17 protein-coding genes are annotated in these 15691 nt (G+C 54.6%); 13 read left to right on the forward strand and 4 right to left on the reverse strand.

Annotated features, from left to right (window positions below; translation table 11 throughout):
- Positions 1 to 88: 88 nt before the first annotated feature.
- Positions 89 to 1417 carry an ATP-dependent RNA helicase SrmB gene (srmB, locus tag PanJK_RS12655; protein WP_256697146.1) on the reverse strand — a complete coding sequence of 443 codons (1329 nt, stop codon included), beginning with the start codon at positions 1415 to 1417 and terminating at the stop codon, positions 89 to 91.
- A gap of 141 nt (positions 1418 to 1558) precedes the next feature.
- Here srmB and trmN point away from each other — a divergent pair, with 141 nt between their 5' ends.
- Positions 1559 to 2308, forward strand: a complete 750-nt coding sequence (gene trmN / locus PanJK_RS12660; protein ID WP_265300105.1) for a tRNA(1)(Val) (adenine(37)-N(6))-methyltransferase TrmN — start codon at positions 1559 to 1561, stop codon at positions 2306 to 2308.
- Here trmN and nadB read toward each other — a convergent pair.
- Positions 2274 to 3911, reverse strand: coding sequence for an L-aspartate oxidase (nadB, locus tag PanJK_RS12665; protein ID WP_265300107.1), 1638 nt, complete (start codon positions 3909 to 3911; stop codon positions 2274 to 2276). The genes trmN and nadB overlap by 35 nt on opposite strands.
- Before the next feature lie 441 nt (positions 3912 to 4352).
- Here nadB and rpoE point away from each other — a divergent pair, with 441 nt between their 5' ends.
- From rpoE to acpS, 11 genes are all read left to right on the forward strand, one after another.
- Positions 4353 to 4931 (forward strand): RNA polymerase sigma factor RpoE, encoded by a 579-nt coding sequence (gene rpoE, locus PanJK_RS12670; protein ID WP_007886161.1) that lies wholly within the window; start codon positions 4353 to 4355, stop codon positions 4929 to 4931.
- A gap of 27 nt (positions 4932 to 4958) precedes the next feature.
- Positions 4959 to 5615, forward strand: a complete 657-nt coding sequence (gene rseA, locus PanJK_RS12675) for an anti-sigma-E factor RseA (protein ID WP_265300111.1) — start codon at positions 4959 to 4961, stop codon at positions 5613 to 5615.
- Positions 5615 to 6571, forward strand: a complete 957-nt coding sequence (gene rseB / locus PanJK_RS12680; RefSeq protein WP_256697143.1) for a sigma-E factor regulatory protein RseB — start codon at positions 5615 to 5617, stop codon at positions 6569 to 6571. The genes rseA and rseB overlap by 1 nt, the downstream gene beginning before the upstream one ends.
- Entirely contained in the window at positions 6568 to 7032 is a 465-nt protein-coding gene (gene rseC, locus PanJK_RS12685; protein WP_008101521.1) for a SoxR-reducing system protein RseC, read from the forward strand. The genes rseB and rseC overlap by 4 nt, the downstream gene beginning before the upstream one ends.
- Before the next feature lie 218 nt (positions 7033 to 7250).
- Positions 7251 to 9050 carry a translation elongation factor 4 gene (lepA, locus tag PanJK_RS12690; protein WP_256697141.1) on the forward strand — a complete coding sequence of 600 codons (1800 nt, stop codon included), beginning with the start codon at positions 7251 to 7253 and terminating at the stop codon, positions 9048 to 9050.
- Between the two features lie 9 nt (positions 9051 to 9059).
- Positions 9060 to 10031 carry a signal peptidase I gene (gene lepB, locus PanJK_RS12695; protein WP_265300116.1) on the forward strand — a complete coding sequence of 324 codons (972 nt, stop codon included), beginning with the start codon at positions 9060 to 9062 and terminating at the stop codon, positions 10029 to 10031.
- 118 nt (positions 10032 to 10149) lie between these two features.
- Positions 10150 to 10830: a ribonuclease III gene (rnc, locus tag PanJK_RS12700; protein ID WP_036620136.1), complete on the forward strand. Its 681-nt coding sequence runs from the start codon at positions 10150 to 10152 to the stop codon at positions 10828 to 10830.
- Between the two features lie 49 nt (positions 10831 to 10879).
- Positions 10880 to 11785: a GTPase Era gene (gene era / locus PanJK_RS12705; RefSeq protein WP_008101512.1), complete on the forward strand. Its 906-nt coding sequence runs from the start codon at positions 10880 to 10882 to the stop codon at positions 11783 to 11785.
- Between the two features lie 3 nt (positions 11786 to 11788).
- Complete coding sequence (gene recO, locus PanJK_RS12710) at positions 11789 to 12517, forward strand: DNA repair protein RecO (RefSeq protein WP_008101510.1); 729 nt, start codon at positions 11789 to 11791, stop codon at positions 12515 to 12517.
- A gap of 70 nt (positions 12518 to 12587) precedes the next feature.
- Positions 12588 to 13319 (forward strand): pyridoxine 5'-phosphate synthase, encoded by a 732-nt coding sequence (pdxJ, locus tag PanJK_RS12715; RefSeq protein WP_265300121.1) that lies wholly within the window; start codon positions 12588 to 12590, stop codon positions 13317 to 13319.
- Complete coding sequence (gene acpS, locus PanJK_RS12720) at positions 13319 to 13699, forward strand: holo-ACP synthase (RefSeq protein ID WP_061718003.1); 381 nt, start codon at positions 13319 to 13321, stop codon at positions 13697 to 13699. The genes pdxJ and acpS overlap by 1 nt, the downstream gene beginning before the upstream one ends.
- On the opposite strand, the gene PanJK_RS12725 is transcribed toward acpS, so the two are convergent.
- On the reverse strand, positions 13696 to 13944 hold the full coding sequence (locus PanJK_RS12725) for a YfhL family 4Fe-4S dicluster ferredoxin (RefSeq protein ID WP_008101505.1): 249 nt from the start codon (positions 13942 to 13944) through the stop codon (positions 13696 to 13698). The two genes, acpS and PanJK_RS12725, sit on opposite strands and share 4 nt — an antisense overlap.
- A gap of 55 nt (positions 13945 to 13999) precedes the next feature.
- Complete coding sequence (locus tag PanJK_RS12730; protein ID WP_256697137.1) at positions 14000 to 14839, reverse strand: MurR/RpiR family transcriptional regulator; 840 nt, start codon at positions 14837 to 14839, stop codon at positions 14000 to 14002.
- A 167-nt stretch (positions 14840 to 15006) separates the two neighbouring features.
- Here PanJK_RS12730 and yfhb point away from each other — a divergent pair, with 167 nt between their 5' ends.
- The gene (yfhb, locus tag PanJK_RS12735) at positions 15007 to 15645 is read left to right on the forward strand and encodes a phosphatidylglycerophosphatase C (RefSeq protein ID WP_008101503.1); all 639 of its coding nucleotides are present in this window, start codon (positions 15007 to 15009) and stop codon (positions 15643 to 15645) included.
- Positions 15646 to 15691 lie beyond the last annotated feature (46 nt).

Consider the following 15691-nt stretch of genomic DNA (forward strand, 5'->3'; position numbering starts at 1 on the left):
GGGCATTTGATAGCGAAAGTGCTTTTTCGCTACGCTTAAAACAAAAAAATCGCCTCAAAAGAGGCGATTAATTACAGCGAGTGCTGTTTTATTCCGCACCAGACTCGGGTGTATCGCTACCGCTTGGCTTGCGGCGTTTACCCACATTTTTGGTATCGCGATGGCGTTGTTTGACGCGCGGTTTCTCTTGTTCTTTCTCTTTACGCTCTTGACGCTTCGCAAGGGCTTTTTTCGACGGTTTTCCCGTCACTTTAGCACTTGGCGCACGGCTTTCCGGACGCAGCTCATCAATCACACGCGCTTTCAACGGCTCGTTGATGTAACGGGTGATTTTGCCCAGCAGCACGTGATCGTGCGCTTCAACCAGCGAGATGGCGGTACCTTTACGGCCTGCACGCGCGGTACGGCCGATGCGGTGCAGATAGGTATCGGCGGTGCGCGGCAAATCGTAGTTAATCACGTGCGAGATATCGTCAATGTCGATACCGCGCGCAGCAACGTCAGTGGCAATCATCACCGTAACGCGGCCATCATTCATACGTTTGATCGCTTCGTTACGATTAACCTGCACCATTTCGCCTTCGAGATAGCTGGTGCGAATGCCGGCTTCATGAAGCCAGGTGACCAGCTCATGCAGACGTTCACGTTTACGCACAAATACGATGACGCGGGTGGCGTCTGGCTGTTTCAACAGGTGAATCAGCAGCTTGTTTTTATGCTGCAGATCGTCGGCGCGGTAATACCATTGCTGAATCTTTTTACGTTCGCTTTTGCTTGGGTCGGCCTCAATAAAGACTGGCTCGTTGAGCAAACGCTCGGCGAAGTCTTTAATGTGATCGCCTTCCAGCGTCGCCGAGAATAGCAGCGTCTGTTTGCGCCAGCGGGTTTCTGCGGCGATGGTCTCGATGTCCTGCGCGAAGCCCATATCGAGCATACGGTCAGCTTCATCAAGAATCAGCGTTTCTACTGCGCGGCAGTCAAAGTTCTCTTCTTTGATGTACTGCAGCAAACGGCCAGTAGTCGCGACGACGATGTCCTGGTTTTCGCTGAACACTTCGGCATGGTTCATATACGCCACACCACCGGTGATGGTGGCGATATCCAGATGCGTGTGTTTAGCCAGTTCGCGCGCGTGATCGGCAACCTGCATCGCTAGTTCGCGCGTTGGGGTGATGATTAGAATGCGTGGTGGGCCTGATTTCTTGCGCGGGAAATCGAGCAAGTGCTGCAAAGCGGGCAGCAAAAACGCTGCAGTTTTCCCCGTCCCGGTTGGAGCCGAACCCAGAACGTCACGGCCTTCCAGCGCGGCAGGAATGGTCTCGGCCTGAATAACAGTAGGGCGAGTAAAGCCTTTTTCCTGCAAAGCTTGTAGCAGGCTTTCGTCGAGTTCGAGTTCGGAGAATGTGGTTACGGTCATGGTCTACCTCAGTTTGGGGCGCTGATTATAGACAGAACGAATATAATCTTCATCTGTTTGTGTAGGTATTACAGGCGCAGGTGAATTCCCATCGCCACCACGTTACACTTCCGGCAGTAAAAAATTCAATGGTAGTGAAGTATGTCTCAGGACCAGCCGCAGGTGCGGCCGACGTTAAGAAAAGATGGTTTTACCTTTAAGCAATTTTTCGTGGCGCACGATCGCTGTGCGATGAAAGTCGGCACCGATGGCGTGTTAATCGGGGCCTGGGCGCCAGTGGCAGGTACGCGTCGTATCCTCGATATTGGCTGCGGCAGCGGGTTGATAGCGCTGATGCTGGCGCAACGCACGCCCGATTCGGTAGAGATTGATGCGGTCGAACTGGAAGCCAGTGCGGCGCAACAGGCGCAGGAAAATATGCAGGCCTCGCCGTGGGCAAATCGCATTCATGTGCACCATCAGGATATTGTCAGCTGGAGCGAGCAGTGTGAAAAACGCTTTTCGCTCATCGTCAGCAACCCGCCGTTTTTTGCGCCCGGCATGGCAACAGGCAGTGTCGCGCGTGATACCGCACGCAGCACCGCCACACTCGACCATCTCACGCTGCTGCGCTGTGCCGCCCAGTTGATTGAAGAGGAAGGACTATTTTGTGTGGTGCTGCCGGCTGAAGCAGGCGAAGCATTGATTTCACTGGCGCTGGCGGATGGCTGGCATCTGCGTTATCGCTACGATGTCGCTGCCTATGCGCAGCGCCCGCCGAATCGCGTGGTGTTGGGCTTTTCGCCCTCCGCCGGCGAAACGTTGCTGGAACGTCTCGCCATTCGTGATGAAGATAAAAGCTATTCAGCCGACTGGCTCAGCCTCGTGAAAGACTTTTACCTATTCCGCTAACTTCGGGCTGCAGGATGGTTGGTAACGCTTCATCCAGCAAATCGGGATTGTCGAGGGTAAAGTGCAGCCCTCGGCTCTCCTTACGCTCCAGCGCACAGCGCACCATCAGTTCGGCGACCTGCACCAGATTGCGCAGCTCGAGCAAATTGTTAGAGAGACGGAAGTGCGCGTAGTACTCGTCGATCTCCTGTTGCAGCAAATTAATGCGCCGCAGTGCGCGCTCCAGACGCTTAGTGGTGCGCACAATGCCCACGTAATCCCACATGAATAGCCGCAGTTCATGCCAGTTATGTTGGATCACTACGCGTTCATCGGCATCATCAACGCGGCTTTCGTCCCACGCGGGCAGATGCTCGACCGCCGCGACGTCCGGCAAGCGTGCGATCATATCTTCAGCCGCTGACCAACCATAGACCAGGCACTCCAGCAAAGAGTTGGATGCCATACGGTTTGCGCCATGCAAGCCGGTATAGCTCACTTCACCTATCGCGTACAGCCCATCCACGTCAGTGCGGCCTTGCCGATCGACCATCACGCCGCCGCAGGTGTAATGCGCTGCTGGCACAATTGGAATCGGCTGTTTGGTGAGATCGAGGCCAAAGGTCAGCAACTTTTCGTAAATCATCGGGAAGTGCGCGCGCACAAAGCTTTCCGGCTGGTGGCTGATGTCAAGATACATACAATCGACGCCTAACCGTTTCATCTCATGATCGATGGCGCGCGCCACAATATCGCGCGGCGCCAGCTCGGCACGCTCATCAAAGTCAGGCATAAAGCGCGTGCCGTCAGGACGCAACAGCCAGGCGCCTTCTCCGCGCAGTGCTTCCGTCAGCAGAAAGTTTTGCGCCTGCGGATGGAATAAACAGGTGGGATGGAATTGATTGAATTCGAGGTTCGCCACGCGGCAACCGGCGCGCCATGCCATGGCAATGCCATCGCCAGACGCTACGTCCGGATTAGTGGTGTACTGATAGACTTTTGCTGCGCCGCCAGTGGCTAGCACCACGGCGCGCGCGCGACAGGTTTCCACCTGCTCACGCTTACGGTTCCAAATCCACGCGCCAACCACGCGACGCTTGCCGGGCAGGCCAAGCTTATCGGAGAGAATCAAATCCACCGCATTGGTGCGTTCGATAATGCGGATGTTGGGATGGCTCAACGCCCGGCTTACCAGCGTGGTTTCTACCGCGCGGCCGGTGGCATCGGCGCTGTGCAGAATGCGGCGATGACTGTGTCCACCTTCGCGCGTAAGGTGATAACGCGCTTCGCCATCAGCCTGCGGCTCTTTGTCGAAGGCGACGCCGTTATCAATCAGCCACTGTACGCAGTGACGCGCGTTGCTGGCGATAAAGCTCACCGTATCGCGGTCGCACAAACCTGCGCCGGCAACCAGCGTGTCTTCAACGTGTGATTCGATGCTGTCTGTTTCGTCAAACACCGCCGCAATCCCGCCCTGCGCATACAGCGTTGAGCCCTCATTCACCTGCGCTTTACTCAGCACGGTAACCTGATAATGCGGCGCTAAGCGCAGCGCTAACGATAAACCTGCCGCACCGCTGCCGACGATGAGGACATCACACTGATATTCCGGGAGAGAAGTCATGGTGTTTAATTTACTAAACAAAAGGTGGCTTGAGCATAAGCCCGGATGGGGATGCTGTGAAGTATTTTGAACAAATTGCGCGGAAAAATTATTCAGCAAAGGAAGATAATAACGTGAATTCAGTAAGTTAACTCTGAAATTGCGCACAACGTGTTTTTTATATCAAACACTCTGAAAATTCAGGTAATAAAGGTGAAAATGACGGCGTCATAAGGTACTCTGCCAGCGATTATCGGTGCCGCAAAAGACACCACCAGCGTGGCAAGTCGCTACACTGAAAGACAATCAACAACAATGATGTCGTGGTTCCGATACGGAAAAATTCTGGTCGTAGTGAACTTCAGACCATTTGGTCACTCTAAGCGCATGCTTGCTCAGAACAATGAGATGTGCTGGCAGTTCACTTACGCATAAAAAAGTTTTGGGGAGATATTACCTCGGATGAGCGAGCAGTTAACGGATCAGGTTCTCGTTGAGCGGGTTCAGAAGGGAGATCAAAAGTCCTTTAATTTACTGGTGATTCGATACCAGCATAAAGTGGCGAGCCTGGTTTCACGCTATGTTCCGTCAGGCGATGTGCCTGATGTGGTTCAGGAATCTTTTATTAAAGCGTATCGCGCACTGGAATCGTTCCGTGGCGACAGCGCCTTTTATACATGGCTGTACCGCATCGCGGTCAATACAGCAAAAAATTATCTGGTTGCTCAGGGGCGACGTCCGCCATCCAGTGATGTGGATGCAATTGATGCGGAAAATTTCGAAAGTGCAGGTGCACTGAAAGAAATTTCGAACCCTGAGAACTTAATGTTGTCTGAGGAACTGAAACAAATCGTCTTTCGTACCATTGAGGCGCTTCCCGAAGATCTTCGTATGGCCATTACCCTCAGGGAATTGGATGGCCTGAGTTACGAAGAGATTGCCGTCATCATGGATTGTCCGGTCGGTACCGTACGTTCGCGTATCTTCCGTGCACGAGAGGCTATTGATAATAAAGTTCAACCGCTTATCCAACGTCAGTGATAACGGCTACTGGAAGGGTACCAAGGCATGCAGAAAGAAAAACTTTCCGCTTTAATGGATGGTGAAACATTAGATAACGAGCTGTTGGCGTCGTTATCTAAGGATGCGGATCTTCAGCAAAGCTGGGAAAGCTACCATCTCATCCGCGACACCTTACGAGGTGATATCGGAGAAGTGCTGCATTTTGATATCTCCGCACGTGTGGCTGCGGCCATCGAAAACGAGCCGGCACGCATAGTCACTTCGCTGATCCCTGAAGCGCAGCCTGAGCCGTCACGTTACGAGAAGATGCCGTTCTGGCGTCGCGGTGGCAGTTGGGCGGCACAGCTGACGCAAGTCGGTGTTGCTGCTTGTGTTTCACTGGCGGTGATTGTCGGTGTTCAGCACTACAACAGTTCACCCACCGGCAGCGCGACTGAAGCGTCCGATTCACCGGCATTCAATACCTTGCCGATGATGGGTAAAGCTTCTCCGGTTAGCTTAGGCGTGCCTTCTGAAGCCTTTGACACCAACAGCTCTAATCAGCAGGTGCAGGAGCAGCGTCGTCGCGTCAATGCCATGCTACAGGATTATGAACTGCAACGTCGTCTGCATGCCGATCAGGTTCAGTTTGAGAAAAACGATCCGCAACAGGCTCAGGCTAATGTTCCCGGAAATCAGTCGTTAGGAACTCAGCAGCAGTAATGAAGCAGCTTTGGTGTGCCGTTAGCCTGCTGGCAGGCAGCCTGTTTTGCTCATCTATCGCCTCGGCGCAGACCTCTGCGTCCGGGGTGTTGTTACAACAGATGGAGCAGGCAAGCCAGAACCTTAACTACGAATTTGCCTACATCAATGTCTCGCGTCTCGGCATTGAATCCCTGCGTTATCGCCACGCGGTTATCGACAATCGTATCTTCGCCCAACTGTTGCAGATGGACGGGCCGCGCCGTGAAGTGATCCAGCGTGGAAACGACATCAGCTATTTCGAGCCGGGATTAGATCCCTTCTCGCTGCCGGGCAATCACATCATCGATGCGTTACCTGGTTTGATGTTTGCCGACTTCTCCCGTTTGGGTGAAGCCTATGATTTCATTCCTGTTGGTCGCTCGCGCATGGCCGATCAAATGTGCGAAGTGGTGCGCATCGTGTCACGTGATGGCACGCGCTACAGCTATGTCGTGTGGCTGGATGTGGATACCAAATTGCCGCTGCGCATCGATCTGCTCGATCGTGATGGTGAAACGCTGGAGCAGTTCCGCGTCATCAGCTTTGCCGTCGATGAAGGCGTGCGCAACTTGATGCAAGGGCTGGAGAAGGCCAACTTGCCGCCATCGCTGTCTTTACCGGCGGGTGATAAAGTTGAACTCAGCTGGCAGCCAGGCTGGCTCCCGGCGGGCATGAAACTGATCTCACAAAGTCGCCGTGATATCCCGTCGATGAACAAAACGGTCGAATCGCGCCTGTACAGCGATGGTCTGTTTAGCTTCGCCATCAACGTTACGCCAGCCGATAAAAGCAGCAGCGTGCAGGCATTGCGCACTGGGCGTCGTACGGTGCAGACAGAAGTACGCAATAATAACGAAATCACGGTGGTGGGCGAGTTACCGCCAGCCACGGCTAAACGTATTGCGGACAGCATAGATTCGGGTTCACCAAAATGATGAGAGAATGGGCCACCGTGGTGGCGTGGAAAGAAGGCATTGCCACCCTGCACACGGAAGCGAAAACGTCTTGTAACAGCTGCTCAGCGCGTAAAGGCTGCGGCAGCCACGCGCTTAATCAGCTGGGGCCGAAAAATGCCCACGTGATGACTATCGCCAGTGCGGAGCCGTTGCAACCCGGCCAGCGCATCGAGTTAGGCATCCGCGAAAGCAGTTTGTTGGGTTCCGCTTTGCTGGTTTACATGACGCCGCTGTTTGGCCTGTTTTTAGTGGCGGGCATCTTCCAAATGCTGTTCGCCAGCGATCTGGCTGCGGCCTGTGGCGCGCTCTTAGGCGGCATCGGCGGCTTTATCGTAGCAAAAGGTGTATCCAAACTCTTCGGCGATCGCGAGGCTTTCCAGCCGGTGATTCTTAGCGTTGCGTTACCGCCTGATGCGTTGCGCGTGGAAAGCGAAGCGTGATCCCCGTCCAGGCCGCATTTGATGCGGCCTTTCTCAATCGGCTTAACCGCTGAAATCTGTTGCGATTCCCCACAGTTCCATTCTTTAACGCGCGGCGTTAACAGTGTAATATGCGTCGTCATTAATGAGGCCGACAGGGTTCCGGGTAAAGCTCACTTTCCTGAATGTGTCCGTGCTCAAGTTTCCCACTGATTTTCTACGTGAAGATATTCATATAAATGAAGCACATACGAAATTTCTCCATCATCGCTCACATTGACCACGGCAAATCAACGCTCTCTGACCGTTTGATTCAAATTTGTGGTGGCCTGAGCGATCGTGAGATGGCGGCGCAGGTTCTGGACTCCATGGATCTGGAACGTGAGCGCGGCATTACCATTAAAGCGCAGAGCGTGACGCTCGATTACAAAGCGCTGAACGGTGAAACTTACCAGCTCAATTTTATCGATACTCCCGGTCACGTTGACTTCTCCTATGAAGTTTCCCGCTCGCTGGCGGCGTGTGAAGGAGCATTGCTGGTGGTCGATGCAGGGCAGGGCGTTGAAGCGCAGACGCTGGCAAACTGCTACACCGCAATGGAAATGGATCTGGAAGTGGTACCGGTACTGAACAAAATCGACCTGCCTGCCGCCGATCCAGAGCGCGTAGCGGAAGAGATTGAAGATATCGTCGGCATTGATGCGACCGATGCGGTGCGTTGCTCGGCGAAAACCGGCGTTGGCGTACCCGACGTGCTGGAACGTCTGGTGCGTGACATCCCGCCGCCAGAAGGCGATCCGGAAGGTCCGCTGCAGGCGCTGATCATCGATTCCTGGTTCGATAACTACCTGGGTGTGGTCTCGCTGATTCGTATTAAGAACGGCACGCTGCGCAAAGGCGACAAAGTTAAAGTCATGAGCTCCGGTCAAAGCTACAACGCTGACCGCCTCGGCATCTTCACGCCGAAGCGTGTTGATCGCAATGAACTGAACTGCGGTGAAGTAGGCTGGCTGGTGTGTGCGATTAAAGACATCCTCGGCGCGCCAGTGGGCGATACCCTGACCTTGCAGCGCAATCCGGCGGAGAACGTGTTGCCAGGCTTCAAGAAAGTGAAGCCACAAGTTTACGCCGGTCTGTTCCCGATCAGCTCTGACGACTATGAAGCGTTCCGTGATGCGCTTGGCAAATTGAGCCTCAACGATGCGTCACTGTTCTACGAACCAGAGAGCTCAACGGCGCTGGGCTTCGGTTTCCGCATCGGCTTCCTCGGTCTGCTGCACATGGAGATCATTCAGGAGCGTCTGGAGCGTGAATACGATCTGGATCTGATCACCACCGCGCCAACCGTCGTGTATGAAGTGGAAACCACCGACGGCGAAACTATCTACGTTGATAGCCCGTCGAAGCTGCCACCGCTGAACAATATTGCTGAGCTGCGTGAGCCGATTGCGGAGTGTCACATGCTGCTGCCGCAGGAGTTCCTCGGCAACGTCATTACGCTGTGTATCGAAAAACGTGGCGTGCAAACCAACATGGTTTACCACGGCAAGCAGGTTGCGCTGACGTATGAGATTCCGATGGCGGAAGTGGTTCTCGACTTCTTCGACCGTCTGAAATCAACCTCGCGCGGTTATGCCTCGCTGGATTATAACTTCAAACGTTTCCAGACCTCTGACATGGTGCGTGTCGACGTGATGATTAACTCAGAACGTGTTGATGCGCTGGCGCTGATTACTCACCGTGATAACTCACAATATCGTGGCCGCGATCTGGTGGAGAAGATGAAAGATCTGATCCCACGTCAGCAGTTTGATATTGCGATTCAGGCGGCAATCGGCAACCACATTATCGCTCGCTCAACGGTAAAACAGCTGCGTAAAAACGTCCTGGCGAAATGCTATGGCGGTGACGTGAGCCGTAAGAAGAAACTGTTGCAGAAGCAGAAAGACGGTAAGAAGCGAATGAAGCAGGTCGGCAACGTTGAGCTGCCGCAGGAAGCATTCCTTGCCATTCTGCATGTCGGTAAAGACAGCAAATAAGGATTTTTAATGGCTAACATGTTTGCCCTGGTTTTAGTGATCGCCACACTGGTCACTGGCATTATCTGGTGTATCGATCGCTTTAAATGGGCACCGGCGCGTCGTGCGAAGCAGGCTGCTGCGCAAGCGCAGGCTGGCAACGCACTCGACAGTAAAACGCTGGCGAAAGTAGCCGCGCAGCCGGGTTGGGTAGAAACCACCGCATCGGTGTTCCCGGTGCTGGCGGTGGTATTGATCGTACGTTCGTTTATTTTTGAGCCGTTCCAGATTCCATCGGGCTCAATGATGCCAACGCTGCTGATTGGCGACTTCATCCTCGTGGAGAAGTTTGCTTACGGCATTAAAGATCCGATTACTCAAACCACGCTGATCCCAACCGGCCATCCGCAGCGCGGTGATGTCGCGGTATTCAAATACCCGAAAGACCCAAGCGTGGATTACATCAAGCGCGTGATTGGCTTGCCGGGCGACAAAGTGGTGTTTGATCCTTACAGCAAAACCCTGACCATCAATCCGGGTTGCAGCAGCGGCAATTGCGACACGGCGCTGCCGGTGACTTACACTAACGTTGAGCCAAGCAACTTCATTCAGACCTTCAGCGGCTTTGATGGCAATGAAACCGGCAACGGCTTCTTCCAGGCACCGCAGGGCGAAACCATGAAGGGCGGCCTGCGTCTCGGCACCCGTAAAGAGACATTGGGCAACGTAACGCACGATATCTTGCTGGTAAACGAAGCGCAAAGTCAGGCAAGCATGTATTATCAGCAGCCGGGCCAGCCGCAATCGACCTGGATTGTGCCGCAAGGGCAGTATTTCATGATGGGCGATAACCGCGATAACAGCGCCGACAGCCGCTACTGGGGCTTTGTGCCCGAGAAGAATCTGGTCGGCAAAGCGGTGGCTATCTGGATGAGCTTCGAAAAACAAGAAGGACAGTGGCCGACCGGCGTGCGCTTTAGCCGCATTGGTGGGATTCACTAATTAGCTTCAAAAAAGGTTGGCCTCTCTTTCGGGAGGCCAGTGCACACCAAACAGAACAGGTTGGAACCTCAGCCCTGTTTCGTATGCAGTGATAGACGCACAGAACAACTGGAATAGCATGAACCCCATCGTCATTAACAAGCTGCAGCGCAAACTGGGCTACACTTTTACTCATCCGGATTTATTGCAGCAGGCACTGACGCACCGTAGCGCCAGCAGCAAACACAATGAACGTCTTGAATTTCTTGGCGATTCTATTCTCAGCTACGTGATCGCCAATGCGCTCTATCACCGCTTTCCGCGCGTGGACGAAGGCGACATGAGCCGCATGCGTGCCACCTTGGTGCGCGGCAATACGCTGGCGGAGATGGCGCGCGAGTTCGACCTTGGCGAATGTTTACGCCTCGGTCCGGGCGAGCTGAAAAGCGGCGGTTTCCGTCGCGAATCGATCCTCGCGGATACCGTTGAAGCCTTGATCGGCGGCATTTTCCTCGACAGCAGCATTCAAACCGTCGAAAAGTTAATTCTCGACTGGTATCACTCGCGACTGGAACAGATCAGTCCGGGCGATAAACAAAAAGATCCGAAAACGCGCCTGCAGGAGTATTTGCAGGGACGTCATCTGCCACTGCCATCGTATTTGGTGGTGCAGGTGCGTGGCGAAGCCCACGATCAGGAATTCACCATTCACTGTCAGGTGAGTGGCATGGCAGAACCGGTGGTGGGCATTGGCTCCAGCCGCCGTAAAGCCGAGCAAGCAGCCGCCGAACAGGCGTTAATTAAGCTTGGCCTCGAATAAATAGTCACATCGCAGCGTCGACAGCGACGCTGCCCAAGTCAGGACTCGAATGAGCGAACTCGAAACATATAGCGGCTTTGTCGCGATTGTAGGCCGACCAAACGTCGGTAAATCCACTTTGCTGAACCAGTTGCTGGGGCAGAAAGTGTCGATCACTTCACGCAAGCCGCAAACCACGCGTCACCGCATCATGGGCATCCACACCGAAGGCGCTTATCAGGCGATCTACGTGGATACGCCAGGGCTGCACATGGAAGAGAAGCGGGCGATCAACCGCCTGATGAACCGTGCCGCCAGTAGCTCCATCGGTGACGTTGAGCTGGTGATCTTTGTAGTTGAAGGCACGCGCTGGACGCCAGACGATGAGATGGTGCTCAACAAGCTGCGTGATAACAAAGTTCCAGTGGTATTGGCGATCAATAAAGTCGACAACATTCAGGACAAGAGCATTCTGTTGCCGCATCTGCAGTTCCTCAGCCAGCAGATGAACTTCCTCGAAATCGTACCGATCTCTGCGGAAAGCGGCAAAAACGTTGATGCTATTGCAGCAATTGCGCGCAAATGCCTGCCAAAATCTGAGCACCATTTCCCGGAAGATTATGTCACTGACCGCTCACAGCGCTTTATGGCGTCTGAGATCATCCGTGAAAAATTGATGCGCTTCCTTGGTGCTGAGCTACCTTACTCCGTTACCGTAGAAATTGAGCAGTTTGTGTCTAACGATCGCGGCGGTTACGACATCAATGGCTTGATCCTCGTTGAGCGCGAAGGCCAGAAGAAGATGGTCATCGGCAATAAAGGCGCCAAGATCAAAACCATCGGCATTGAATCGCGTAAAGACATGGAAGAGATGTTTGAAGCGAAAGTGCATCTCGAACTGTGGGTTAAAGTGAAATCTGGCTGGGCGGACGATGAACGTGCGCTGCGCAGCTTAGGTTACTCTGACGAAGGTTAATTGATGGAAGGCTGGCAACGCGCCTTTGTGCTGCACAGTCGCCCCTACAGCGAAACCAGCCTGCTCCTCGATCTGTTCAGCGAAAGTGAAGGGCGCGTCCGCGTCCTTGCCAAAGGCGCCCGCTCGCGCCGCTCTCAATTGAAAGGTGCACTGCAACCCTTTACGCCACTGCTGGTGCGCTGGGGCGGACGCGGTGACGTCAAAACGCTGCGCAATGCCGAAGCCGTTTCGCTGGCATTGCCGCTCAGCGGCATCACGCTCTATTGCGGACTCTACGTCAACGAGCTGCTATCGCGGGTGCTGGAGCAGCAAATTCCCTTCTCTGACATGTTCTTCGATTACCTGAATTGCATCCAAACGCTGGCGGCAGGCAACGGCTCGCCTGAACCGGCACTACGCCGCTTTGAGCTGGCGCTGCTTGGACATCTCGGCTACGGCGTGGATTTTTTGCATTGCGCCGGCAGCGGGGAAGAGGTTGCTGACGGCATGACCTACAGCTACCGCGAAGAGAAGGGCTTCATCGCCAGTTTGGTGGTCAATCAGCGCAGCTTTACCGGCCGCCAGCTGCGGGCGTTGTGGGAACGCGAATTCCCCGATGCCGATACTCTACGCGCCGCCAAACGCTTTACGCGTATGGCGCTGAAGCCCTATCTTGGCGGTAAGCCGCTGAAGAGTCAGGAACTGTTTCGCCAGTTTGTGCCAAAAAAGAAACCCGATGTGGCAAACGACTAGCGCTGGTCGTACCGCCTGATATATTCAGCGCGGTACACTGCAAACACACTGAACACATTTAAGGATTGTCATGGCTGAGTTGCTGTTAGGCGTCAACATTGACCACATTGCCACCGTACGTAATGCACGTGGCACAAACTATCCCGATCCGGTGCAGGCCGCGTTTGTAGCTGAGCAGGCCGGCGCCGACGGCATTACCGTGCATCTGCGTGAAGATCGCCGCCACATCACCGATCGCGATGTGCGCATTCTGCGTGACACCATCCAGACGCGCATGAATCTGGAGATGGCGGTCACTGACGAGATGATCGACATTGCCTGCGAAATCAAGCCGCACTTTGTTTGTCTGGTGCCGGAAAAACGTCAGGAAGTGACGACCGAAGGCGGGCTGGATGTGGCGGGCCAGCAGGATAAAATCAATGCTGCGGTGCGCCTGTTGAGCGATGCCAGCATTCTGGTTTCGTTATTTATTGATGCCGATCACCGCCAGATTGAAGCAGCGGTTGCCAGCGGCGCGCCTTACATCGAAATTCATACCGGCGCCTATGCCGAAGCGCCCGAAGGTCTCGCGCGCCAGGCAGAGCTGTCACGCATTCGTAAAGCCGCGACTTTCGCCGCCAGCCTTGGCCTGAAAGTGAATGCCGGCCACGGTTTGACCTACCACAACGTGCAGCCGATTGCTGAACTGCCGGAAATGCACGAGCTGAATATCGGCCATGCGATTATTGGTCGTGCGCTGTTCAGCGGTCTGGCAGATGCGGTCAGCGAAATGAAGCAGCTGATGCGGGAAGCGCGTCGCTAATGGCCATTCTCGGACTCGGCAGCGATATCGTAGAGATCGAGCGCATTGCGGGCGTCATTGAGCGCTCCGGCGACCGTCTGGCACGCCGCGTATTAAGCGAAGCCGAGTGGCAACAATATCAGGCGCACCAGCAACCGGTGCGCTTTCTTGCCAAACGGTTTGCGGTGAAAGAGGCGGCAGCAAAAGCCTTCGGCACCGGCATTCGCGGTGGGCTGGCGTTCAATCAGTTCGAAGTCTACAACGATGCGCTGGGCAAGCCGGGATTACGTTTCTTTGAGCAGGCCAAAGTGATTGCCAGCCAGCTCGGCGTGAAGCACGTGCATGTGACGTTAGCGGATGAACGCCATTACGCCTGCGCAACGGTGATTATCGAGAACTAAGGGTGCAACACCACGAACTTCTCCCACAGCGCCTCGCGGCTTTCCGGGTGCTGTGGATCGAGAATAATGGTGTTATCAATCGGGCAGACGCTTTGGCAGGTCGGCACATCATAATGGCCCACGCACTCGGTGCAGCGGTCGACGTCAATCTCATAGATCGCATCGCCTAAGCTGATTGCCTGGTTTGGGCATTCAGGTTCGCACATATCGCAATTGATGCATTTAGTGGTGATGAGCAGGGCCATAGCGGAAGTCCAATAACAGCAGAAAAGGCGCGGGTATTATACGCGCCTGATCTCATCAGACCAGCTTTTTCACCAACTCTTCGCTGTGGCGAATGTGGCTGGAGGCGCGTTCGGGATCGTTTTGTACCAGCGCCATAAACAACAGATCGGTCAGCGCCAGCTGCGCGCTGGTCGACGAGATCGCCGCGCTACGCGTGCTTTGCTCTTCCGCCACGGTGTAGAGGCAAACCGTGGCGCATTGCTGCAGGGCATTCGGCGTAAAACCGGTGAAGGCCAACACATCGGCACCGACCTGCGCGGCTTCCTGCGCCGCCAGATTGATTTCGCGGCGTTCGCCCGTATAGGAGATCGCCAGCAGCACATCGCCTGGCGCCATTGCTTGCACGCTGGCGAGCAAGGCGTGCATATCCTGTTCCGCCACCGCATTAATGCCGATCTTCATCAGCTTCCACGAAAAATCTTTCGCCACTAAACCGGACGCACCGATGCCGACCAGCAAAATACGATTAGCGTTTTTCAGCAGCTGCAAGGTTAGCAGCAGCTTCTCTTCGCTGTTGATATCCAGCGTGGCGCGGATCGCCGAGATCTTCTCGGTCAGCAACTTTTCGCCAACCACTTTCAGCGGATCGTCGCTGAGAATATGGTTATGCACGGTAATCGCATCGCGATCGGCCATCGACTCGCTCAGCGCCAGCTTTAGCGCCGGAAAGCCTTTATAGCCGAGCTTTTGGGCGAACTTCACCACGCTGGATTGGCTGACGCCCGATTCCTCGGCGAGTTTTTGTGAACTGAGATGCCGTGCACGATCCGGCTGCGACAGCAAAAAATCCGCCAGCCGACGCTCATTTAGCGCCAGTCGCGGGTAGAGCTGACGAATGCGCAGCAATGAACTCATGGTTCGATCCTTAATTCCTTTATCCGCAAACAGCGCGTAAACGCGAAGAATAAACTATTCAAATGGCATTGTAGTCATTGGAATTAAAAATAGCAGCTTTCGCCTCGAACGCCGAAGCTGGCTACACTGTAGTGCAGAAACCGCGAAGGATAGAGAAGGAGTGCTGTTTGACAAAGGGTACACAACGACGCGTGGTGTTTTTCGATCTCGATGGCACGCTACATCAGCAAGACATGTTTGGCACCTTTATGCGCTATCTGCTGCGACGTCAGCCGATCAATCTGCTGCTGGTGGTGCCGCTGTTGCCGGTGATCGGTCTCGGCATGTTGTTCAAAGGCCGCGCCGCACGCTGGCCGATGAGTTTATTACTGTGGGCGATCACTTTCGGCCACAGCGAAACACGTCTGCGCCAGCGTGAGGCTGAATTCGCCGAGTGGTTCCGCCAGCGTGTTACCGCATTTCCGGTGGTGCAGCAGCGGCTTACCGACTACCTCAGCAGTAACGATGCCGATGTCTGGCTGATTACCGGTTCGCCGCAGTCGCTGGTGGAGCAAGTCTATTTCGATTCGGCCTTCTTACCGCGCGTGCAGTTGATCGCTAGCCAGATGAAACCGGGCCGTGGCGGACGTTTGCTGTCAATGCGCTGCCTCGGCCATGAAAAGGTGGCGCAGCTGGAGGAGAAAATCGGCACGCCGCTGCAACTGTATAGCGGCTACAGCGACAGCAAACAGGACAACCCGCTGCTGTTCTTCTGTCAGCACCGCTGGCGCGTCACGCCAAGCGGTGAGCTGCAACAGCTGGAATAACGCTTCGATTCCGGCAGCAGCATCGCTATAATGCGCCGCCTTAAAT

Origin of the sequence: Pantoea sp. JK (assembly GCF_026130245.1) — a bacterium.
Lineage (GTDB): Bacteria > Pseudomonadota > Gammaproteobacteria > Enterobacterales > Enterobacteriaceae > Pantoea > Pantoea trifolii.

Coding starts and splice junctions, on each gene's coding strand:
- rseC (WP_008101521.1), top strand. CDS start 6,568: ATGATGAGAGAATGGGCCACCGTGGTGGCGTGGAAAGAAGGCATTGCC.
- recO (WP_008101510.1), top strand. CDS start 11,789: ATGGAAGGCTGGCAACGCGCCTTTGTGCTGCACAGTCGCCCCTACAGC.
- rnc (WP_036620136.1), top strand. CDS start 10,150: ATGAACCCCATCGTCATTAACAAGCTGCAGCGCAAACTGGGCTACACT.
- PanJK_RS12725 (WP_008101505.1), bottom strand. CDS start 13,944: ATGGCCCTGCTCATCACCACTAAATGCATCAATTGCGATATGTGCGAA.
- PanJK_RS12730 (WP_256697137.1), bottom strand. CDS start 14,839: ATGAGTTCATTGCTGCGCATTCGTCAGCTCTACCCGCGACTGGCGCTA.
- srmB (WP_256697146.1), bottom strand. CDS start 1,417: ATGACCGTAACCACATTCTCCGAACTCGAACTCGACGAAAGCCTGCTA.
- rpoE (WP_007886161.1), top strand. CDS start 4,353: ATGAGCGAGCAGTTAACGGATCAGGTTCTCGTTGAGCGGGTTCAGAAG.
- rseB (WP_256697143.1), top strand. CDS start 5,615: ATGAAGCAGCTTTGGTGTGCCGTTAGCCTGCTGGCAGGCAGCCTGTTT.
- trmN (WP_265300105.1), top strand. CDS start 1,559: ATGTCTCAGGACCAGCCGCAGGTGCGGCCGACGTTAAGAAAAGATGGT.
- acpS (WP_061718003.1), top strand. CDS start 13,319: ATGGCCATTCTCGGACTCGGCAGCGATATCGTAGAGATCGAGCGCATT.
- pdxJ (WP_265300121.1), top strand. CDS start 12,588: ATGGCTGAGTTGCTGTTAGGCGTCAACATTGACCACATTGCCACCGTA.
- nadB (WP_265300107.1), bottom strand. CDS start 3,911: ATGACTTCTCTCCCGGAATATCAGTGTGATGTCCTCATCGTCGGCAGC.
- era (WP_008101512.1), top strand. CDS start 10,880: ATGAGCGAACTCGAAACATATAGCGGCTTTGTCGCGATTGTAGGCCGA.
- rseA (WP_265300111.1), top strand. CDS start 4,959: ATGCAGAAAGAAAAACTTTCCGCTTTAATGGATGGTGAAACATTAGAT.
- lepA (WP_256697141.1), top strand. CDS start 7,251: ATGAAGCACATACGAAATTTCTCCATCATCGCTCACATTGACCACGGC.
- lepB (WP_265300116.1), top strand. CDS start 9,060: ATGGCTAACATGTTTGCCCTGGTTTTAGTGATCGCCACACTGGTCACT.